We start from the raw sequence: 6,934 nt of genomic DNA on the forward strand, positions 1-6,934 counted from the left end.
CGACGCCGTAGGCGCGCGCGAGCCGGTCGAGGCGCTCGGCGCGGCCGACCCGCGGGAGGTCGCTGCTGTCGCGGACCACCCGCCCGCGGGCCGCGAAGTCGGCGAGGACCTCCCGCGCCCAGGCGACGTCCGTGCGCGCGGGGCTCAGCGCCTCGGCGACGACGCCCGCCTCCTCCGGCGCGAGGCACAGCTTGCCGGTGAGCCCGAGGTCCGTCGCCGCCTCGCAGGCCCGCCGCAGCTCGGCCCGGCCGCCGCCCGTCGTCGGGCCGTCGACGGGCGCCGGCAACCCGCCGATGCGGCTGGCGACGACGAGCCGCGAGCGCGGGTAGCCCATGGCCACCTCGGTGTCCGCGGTCGCCGTGTCGAGCCGGTAGTCCTGGCTGCCGAAGGCGAGGCGGACGCAGCCCCGCGCCCGGGCGACCTCCACGGCGGCCTCGACGCCGAGCGCGGACTCGACGAGCGCGACGACGGGGACCTCGCCGCCGAGGCGGTCCGCCGTCTCGGTGACCTGGGTGCCCTGCTCGGTCTTCGACAGGACGACGCCGACGAGCCCGGGCAGGCCGCGCAGGGCGTCGACGTCACGCGACCAGTGCTCGCTCGCGCGGCCGTTCACCCGCACCCACGCGCGGCCCCCGCCCTGCAGCCAGGCCACGGCGGCGTCCCGGGCCTCGTCCTTGCGGGTGCCGTCGACGGCGTCCTCGAGGTCGAGGACCAGGGCGTCGCAGCCGGAGCGCGAGGCCGCGTCGACGTCCCCGAGCGCGGGCACGAGCAGCCACGACCGCGCGAGCTCGAGCGGCACCGGCTCCGCCGGCGGCGCCGCGGCCGGCACGTCCGTGAGGAAGTCGACGGCAGCGGTCCGGAAGTGCCGCGAGGTGGGCGCGTTGAAGTGGTGCCGCCCGGGGATCTCGACGAAGGACCCCTGCGGCAGCGCGGCAGCGAGCCGCCGGGAGCGCTCGAGGATGCCGTCCTCGCTGCCGGTCGCGACGAGAACCGGCTGGTGCGGCGGGTCCTCCGGGTCGAGGCTCCCGCTGCCCCTCATCCCCTCCACGAGGGCGATGAGCGCGCGGACGTCGTTGCCCGCCACGGAGTCCGCCATCGTCAGGTAGGCGGCGGTGATGCGGTCGGTGACCTCGGCGCCGTCCTCGACGTGGGCGCGGGCCTGGGCGAGGTCGAAGCGCTCGAGCGGCTCGCCGTCGGGGACGCCGCCGAGCACCGCGGAGAGCACCCGCTCGGGAGCGCGGAGGGCCGCCCGCCAGCCGACGCGCGCGCCGAGGGAGTAGCCGACGTAGTGGGCGGCGTCCACGCCGTGGTGGTCGAGCACGGCGACGACGTCGTCGACGAGCACGTCGAGGTCGTAGCGCGCCGGGTCGTGCGGGGTGTCGCTGGCCCCGTGCCCCCGCTGGTCGAGCGCGATGACGCGGAAGCCGGCGCGCGGCAGGTCGCGCGTCCAGCCGGTCTGGGCGAAGTTCGCCGCCGCGCTGGAGGCGAAGCCGTGGACGGCCACGACGACGGGCGCGTCGCCGTCTCCGCCCTCCGGCTCCCACACGTAGGAGGCGATGCGGGTGCCGTCGGCGACGACGACCACCTGCGGCTCGGGCACGTCGATGCTGACCACCAGGGCATCCTGGCGGAGCCGCCGACCGGCGGCGCCGCCCGGGAGGCGCGGGCGGCGTGAGGTCGCTCACCGTCCGCTCGCGGCCGCTCCCGGCGGGTGCTCGCGGGGCCGGCCCCTCAGCCCTGCCCGGCGCCGCCCCAGCCGTGCCAGCGGTCGACCTCGACCCACGCGAGGACGCGCGGCCGGTCCCGCTGCGGGTAGTCGCGGCCGGTGTAGTGCCGCGACAGCCGGTCGATGCCGGCGAGGCCCTCGTCGTCGACGATCTCGACGACGCGGCCCTGGACGCTCACGTGGGTGTACCAGTCGCCCTCGGCGAGGGCCGTGAGCGAGACGCGGCCGTCGCGGCGCAGGTGCTCCAGGCGGGCGCGTCCGGCGTCGAGGCCGAGCAGGACGCGGCCGTCGTCCTCGACGAGGTACCAGGTGGCCACGCTGACCGGGCGCCCGTCGGCGGCCACCGTCGCCATGACGGCGGGGTTCGGCCGGGCGAAGAGCTCGGCGACGTCGGCGGGCATGGGGGGCGTCGGCATGCCGCCAGCCTGCCAGTGCGGGCGGGGGCCGCACCACGGTCCGCCCGGGCCGGCTCCCGCCGGGCGACCTGCAGAACCCCCGGCACGAGCGTCCACCGACGCGCTGACCTGCGATGACGCTCCGTGGTGGGCCCTTCCGCAGGTCACCCGGCGCCGCACCCGGTGCTGCCCTCGACCGCGGCGGCGTGACGGAGCAGGCTGGGCGCGTGACGAGCACCCAGCGCCCCCAGCCCCCGCTCCCCTGGCTCCCCGAGGACTTCGGGACGGCGCTCGCCGTCGCCGCACACCCGGACGACCTCGAGTACGGCGCGGCCGCCGCCGTCGCCCGCTGGACCGACCAGGGGCGGCAGGTGGCGTACCTGCTGCTCACGCGCGGGGAGGCGGGCATCGACACGGTGCCGCCGGAGGAGTCCGCGCCCCTGCGCGAGCGGGAGCAGCGGGCGGCGTGCGCCGCGGTGGGCGCCGACGACGTCGACTTCGCCGGGCTGCCGGACGGCGTCCTGCAGCCCGACCTCGCGGTGCGCCGCGCGATCGCCCGCGCGGTGCGGCGGGTGCGCCCCGAGGTCGTCGTCGCGAACGCCTCGCGCGACTGGGGCGGGGTCCCCGACCAGGCCGACCACCGCGCCCTCGCGGCGGTGCTCGTGGACGCCGTCCGCGACGCCGGGAACCGATGGGTCTTCCGCGAGCTGCTCGACGAGGGCCTCGAGCCGTGGGGCGGGGTCCGGGAGGTCGTGCACGTCATGGACGCCGAGCCGACGCACGCCGTCGACACGACGGCCACGCTGGACCGCGGCATGGCCTCCCTGCGCGCCCACCAGACCTACTGGGAGGTCCTCGGCAGCTCGCCCGAGGAGATGCTCCGCGCCGGCGCCGCGGAGGCCGGGGCCCGGCAGGGCGTGGGCACGGCCGTCCTCGTGCGGCGGCAGGTGCTGCAGGCGGGCTGACCCCCGGGGACGCCCGCTCGCGGGCTCTCGCGCCCCTGGACGCACGAGAGCCCGCCTCCCCCGAGGGGGAGGCGGGCTCACGCTGCTCCTGCGACTGCGTGGTGCCGGAGAGCCGGAGCTCAGCCGGGGCTCACGAGCCTGCCGGGATCAGACCGGGCGGACGCCCTGGGCCTGGGGGCCCTTCTGGCCCTGCCCGACCTCGAACTCGACCTGCTGGCCCTCGTCGAGGGTGCGGTAGCCCTGCATGTCGATCTCGCTGTGGTGCACGAAGACGTCAGCGCTGCCGTCGCTCGGCGAGATGAAGCCGAAGCCCTTCTCCGGGTTGAACCACTTCACGGTTCCCTGTGCCATGTGACCACCACTCCTTCACGGGTGTCGGTCGCGCACTCTGCGCGACCGGCCGACCCAGGTGACGGCGCCTCGGCCCCGCCTTTCGGGACCTCGTGCGCACCGTCACCTCGTTACCGCGAGCGTGGATGACACGACACACGAAACTGGACGACCAGACATGTGTAGCACCTCCGGGGCCCGTCGTGTTCCCCGGGGTCCCCCCGACCCGCTCGCGGACGGGTCACCGCGGACCGCGGCCGGACCGTCGCGGCCCTCGATCGACGCGGCGCGAGCAGGAGACGGCCCGGGGACTCGCGGCCGGTGGGACGGGCGGTCAGAGCAGGACGAGCAGCAGCACCCCGGTGACGAGCAGCGAGATGAGCAGGGAGCCGAGGCAGCCGGTGCGGCTGCTGAAGAAGAGGAACACCCGGCCAGTGTGCGGGGCACCGCCCCCGCGGGCTCGTCGTCGGCACGGCGGCCCCGTGCCGTGGTCGGCCCGGCACCGGTGCCGGGTGGACGCCCGCTCGCGGCGCGGCTGACGATGGGGGTCGCGACGGCACCGAGGGGGGCGTGGTGGAGGACGGACGGGCGGACCGTCGGCCCGGGCGCGGCGAGAGCGGCGGCGACGGGGCCCAGGACACCGGTGGCCCCGGCCGTGGCAGCGCAGGCGGCTCGTCGGAGGACGGACGGAGCGGGCGGCGGTGGCACCGCGGCGTCCCGGTCGCCGACCGCGTCGAGCAGCAGATCCGCGAGGCGCAGGCGCGCGGCTCCTTCTCCGGGCTGCGCGGCGAGGGCCGGCCCATCCCCGACCTCCACCGGCAGCGCACGAGCTACCAGTGGGTCCTCGACTGGGCCGAGCGCGAGGGCGCCGACCTCTCGGCCGCGATGCCGGTCGGCCTGGCCCTGCGCCGCGAGCGCGCCGAGCTCCGGGCCGCGGTCCCGACGCTGCGCTCGGAGCGGGAGGTCCGCGAGCTCGTCGCCGACTTCAACGGCCGCCTGCGCGACGCCTACCTGCGCCCCGCCTCCGGGCCGCCGGTCGCCGTCGGGCCGCTGGACCTGCAGGTGCAGCTGGACCGCTGGCACGAGGCCCACCCGCCGCGACCGGCACCCGAGCCGCCGCCGGCACCGGCGCCGCGCCGGCGCCCGTGGTGGCGGCGACGTCCTTGACCGCCCGGTCCTCGCCGGGGAGGGTCCGCGGGTGAGCGCGGCGCACGACCTCGACCACCTCGACCTGGACCACCTCGACCTCCTGGCCCGGCAGGTGGACGCCCTGCTCGCGGAGGCGGAGGACGTCGACCACGCGGCGCCGGTCGCGGCCTGCCCCGGCTGGGACGTCGGGGCGCTCCTGGAGCACGTGGGCGGCACCTACCGCTGGGCCTCGGCGATGGTCCGATCGGGCTCGACCACCCGCGCGCGCTGGCGCGACGTCGTCCCGGCGCCCGGGCCGGACCCGCGCACCTGGCTGCGCGACAGCGCCGACGACGTGCTGGGCGCCCTGCGCGCGAGCGACCCGCTCGCCCCGGCCTGGACCTTCGGCCCGGGGCCGACCGCGGGCTTCTGGCGGCGCCGGCTGCTCCACGAGACCGCCGTCCACACCGCGGACGTCGCCCTGTCCGCCGGCCGGACGCCGTCGACGCCGCTCGCGGTGGCGAGGGACGGGGTCGCCGAGCACCTGCTCGTCGTGCCCCTCAACCCGGGCGTCGCCGCGCGGGCGGCCGCCTCCGCGCCCGCCGCGCCGCTCCACCTCCTCGTGGAGGAGGTGGAACGCCCCTCGCTCCCCGACGGCCCGGTCCCCGACGGCCCGGTCCCCGACGGCCCGGCCCCCGACGCCCGTCCCGGCGGGCGGTGGCTCGTCCGGTGGGACGCCGACGGCAGCACCGTCGTCGGCACGGGCGCCGGGGCCGGCGGGGACGTCACCGACGGGGCAGCCCCGGCGGACGTCGTCGTGCGGGGCCGGGCGGTCGACCTCCTGCTCGCGCTGTGGCGGCGGGGCGACGACGTCGTCGTCGAGGGCGACGCGGACGCGTGGCGTCGCTGGTCGGCCGCGCACGCGCTCTGAGCCGGCCCTCGAGCAGGGCCGGACGACCCGTTGACACCAGCGCCGGGAACGGCAGGATCCGGGGCACCGGCCGCGACGACGCGGCCGTGCGCACCCAGGAGGTCCGGCATGGCAGGCAACCGCGGAGTGACGTACCAGGGCCCGGGGAAGGTCTCGGTCGACGAGATCCCCTACCCGACCTTCGAGCTGCAGGACGGGCCGGGCGTCAACCCGGCCAACGTCGGCCGGCAGCTGCCCCACGCGGCGATCCTCAAGGTCGTCACGAGCAACATCTGCGGCAGCGACCAGCACATGGTGCGCGGTCGCACGACGGCGCCCGAGGGCCTCGTCCTCGGCCACGAGATCACCGGTGAGGTCGTCGAGACCGGGCCAGGCGTCGAGTTCGTCCAGAAGGGGCAGATCTGCTCGGTGCCCTTCAACATCGCCTGCGGCCGCTGCCGCAACTGCAAGGAGGGGAAGACCGGCATCTGCCTCAACGTCAACCCCGACCGGCCCGGCTCGGCGTACGGCTACGTCGACATGGGCGGCTGGGTCGGCGGGCAGGCCGACTACGTGCTCGTGCCCTACGCGGACTGGAACCTGCTGCCCTTCCCCGACCGCGACCAGGCGCTCGAGAAGATCCGCGACCTCACGATGCTGTCGGACATCTTCCCGACGGGCTTCCACGGCGCGTACACGGCGGGCGTGAAGCCGGGCTCGACCGTCTACATCGCCGGCGCGGGCCCCGTCGGCCTCGCGGCGGCGGTCGGGGCGCAGCTCCTCGGGGCGGCCGTCGTCGTCGTCGGCGACCTCGACGAGCGCCGGCTCGCCCAGGCGCGCAGCTTCGGCTGCGAGACGGTCGACGTGAGCAAGGGCGACCCGAAGGACCAGATCGAGCAGCTCCTCGGCGTGCCCGAGGTGGACTGCGGCGTCGACGCCGTCGGCTTCGAGGCCCGCGGCCACGGCGAGGGCTCGAAGCAGGAGGCCCCGGCGACCGTGCTCAACTCCCTCATGGAGATCACGGCGGCCGGCGGCGCGCTCGGCATCCCGGGCCTCTACGTGACCGGTGACCCGGGCGGCATCGACGAGGCGGCGAAGAAGGGCGCGCTGTCGCTGAGCCTGGGCACGGGCTGGGCGAAGTCGCTGTCGTTCACGACGGGCCAGTGCCCGGTGATGCGCTACAACCGCCAGCTGATGATGGCGATCCTCCACGACAAGGTGCAGATCGCGAAGGCCGTCAACGCCACCGTCATCGGCCTGGACGACGCGCCGCGCGGCTACGCCGAGTTCGACAGCGGCGTCGCGCAGAAGTTCGTGCTCGACCCCCACGGCATGGTGCCCGCCGCCTGAGCCGTCGGCAGCGCCCCCCGGGAGCGCGTCCGGGGCTCCGCCGCACGACGTCCCGCCCCCGCGCGCGGGGGCGGGACGTCGTGCGCCAGGCTCCGTGGCGTGCGCACGCCCTCGAGCCGACGGGGGCCCG

General features: G+C 77.1%; 7 protein-coding genes. 4 read left to right on the plus strand and 3 right to left on the minus strand.

Features of this window, described 5'->3' with window-relative positions; translation table 11 throughout:
• Both HLB09_RS17830 and HLB09_RS10770 read right to left on the minus strand, forming a co-directional pair.
• A partial coding sequence (locus HLB09_RS17830; protein WP_212770906.1) for an alpha/beta fold hydrolase occupies positions 1–1,615 on the minus strand: 1,615 nt, incomplete at its 3' end.
• Positions 1,616–1,731: 116 nt separating this feature from the next.
• Positions 1,732–2,142: a TIGR03618 family F420-dependent PPOX class oxidoreductase gene (locus tag HLB09_RS10770; protein WP_171203377.1), complete on the minus strand. Its 411-nt coding sequence runs from the start codon at positions 2,140–2,142 to the stop codon at positions 1,732–1,734.
• Between the two features lie 206 nt (positions 2,143–2,348).
• On the opposite strand from HLB09_RS10770, the gene HLB09_RS10775 reads away from it, so the two are divergent.
• The gene (locus HLB09_RS10775; protein ID WP_212770907.1) at positions 2,349–3,086 is read left to right on the plus strand and encodes a PIG-L deacetylase family protein; all 738 of its coding nucleotides are present in this window, start codon (positions 2,349–2,351) and stop codon (positions 3,084–3,086) included.
• Positions 3,087–3,233: 147 nt separating this feature from the next.
• Here HLB09_RS10775 and HLB09_RS10780 read toward each other — a convergent pair whose 3' ends face one another.
• A complete protein-coding gene (locus tag HLB09_RS10780) occupies positions 3,234–3,437 on the minus strand; it encodes a cold-shock protein (RefSeq protein ID WP_171203379.1) in 204 nt (67 codons plus the stop codon).
• 549 nt (positions 3,438–3,986) lie between these two features.
• On the opposite strand from HLB09_RS10780, the gene HLB09_RS18580 reads away from it, so the two are divergent.
• The 3 genes from HLB09_RS18580 to fdhA all read left to right on the plus strand — a co-directional run bounded on the left by HLB09_RS18580 (position 3,987) and on the right by fdhA (position 6,804).
• Positions 3,987–4,583, plus strand: coding sequence for a DnaJ family domain-containing protein (locus HLB09_RS18580; protein ID WP_171203380.1), 597 nt, complete (start codon positions 3,987–3,989; stop codon positions 4,581–4,583).
• Positions 4,584–4,614: 31 nt separating this feature from the next.
• A complete protein-coding gene (locus HLB09_RS10790) occupies positions 4,615–5,475 on the plus strand; it encodes a maleylpyruvate isomerase N-terminal domain-containing protein (RefSeq protein WP_171203381.1) in 861 nt (286 codons plus the stop codon).
• Positions 5,476–5,583: 108 nt separating this feature from the next.
• A complete protein-coding gene (gene fdhA, locus HLB09_RS10795; protein ID WP_171203382.1) occupies positions 5,584–6,804 on the plus strand; it encodes a formaldehyde dehydrogenase, glutathione-independent in 1,221 nt (406 codons plus the stop codon).
• Positions 6,805–6,934 lie beyond the last annotated feature (130 nt).

It is taken from the genome of Pseudokineococcus marinus, from assembly GCF_013004605.1.
GTDB lineage: Bacteria > Actinomycetota > Actinomycetes > Actinomycetales > Quadrisphaeraceae > Pseudokineococcus > Pseudokineococcus marinus.

Bases quoted from the DNA above. Each gene is read 5' to 3' on its own strand.
- HLB09_RS10770 (WP_171203377.1), bottom strand. From the start codon at position 2,142: ATGCCGACGCCCCCCATGCCCGCCGACGTCGCCGAGCTCTTCGCCCGG.
- HLB09_RS10780 (WP_171203379.1), bottom strand. From the start codon at position 3,437: ATGGCACAGGGAACCGTGAAGTGGTTCAACCCGGAGAAGGGCTTCGGC.
- fdhA (WP_171203382.1), top strand. From the start codon at position 5,584: ATGGCAGGCAACCGCGGAGTGACGTACCAGGGCCCGGGGAAGGTCTCG.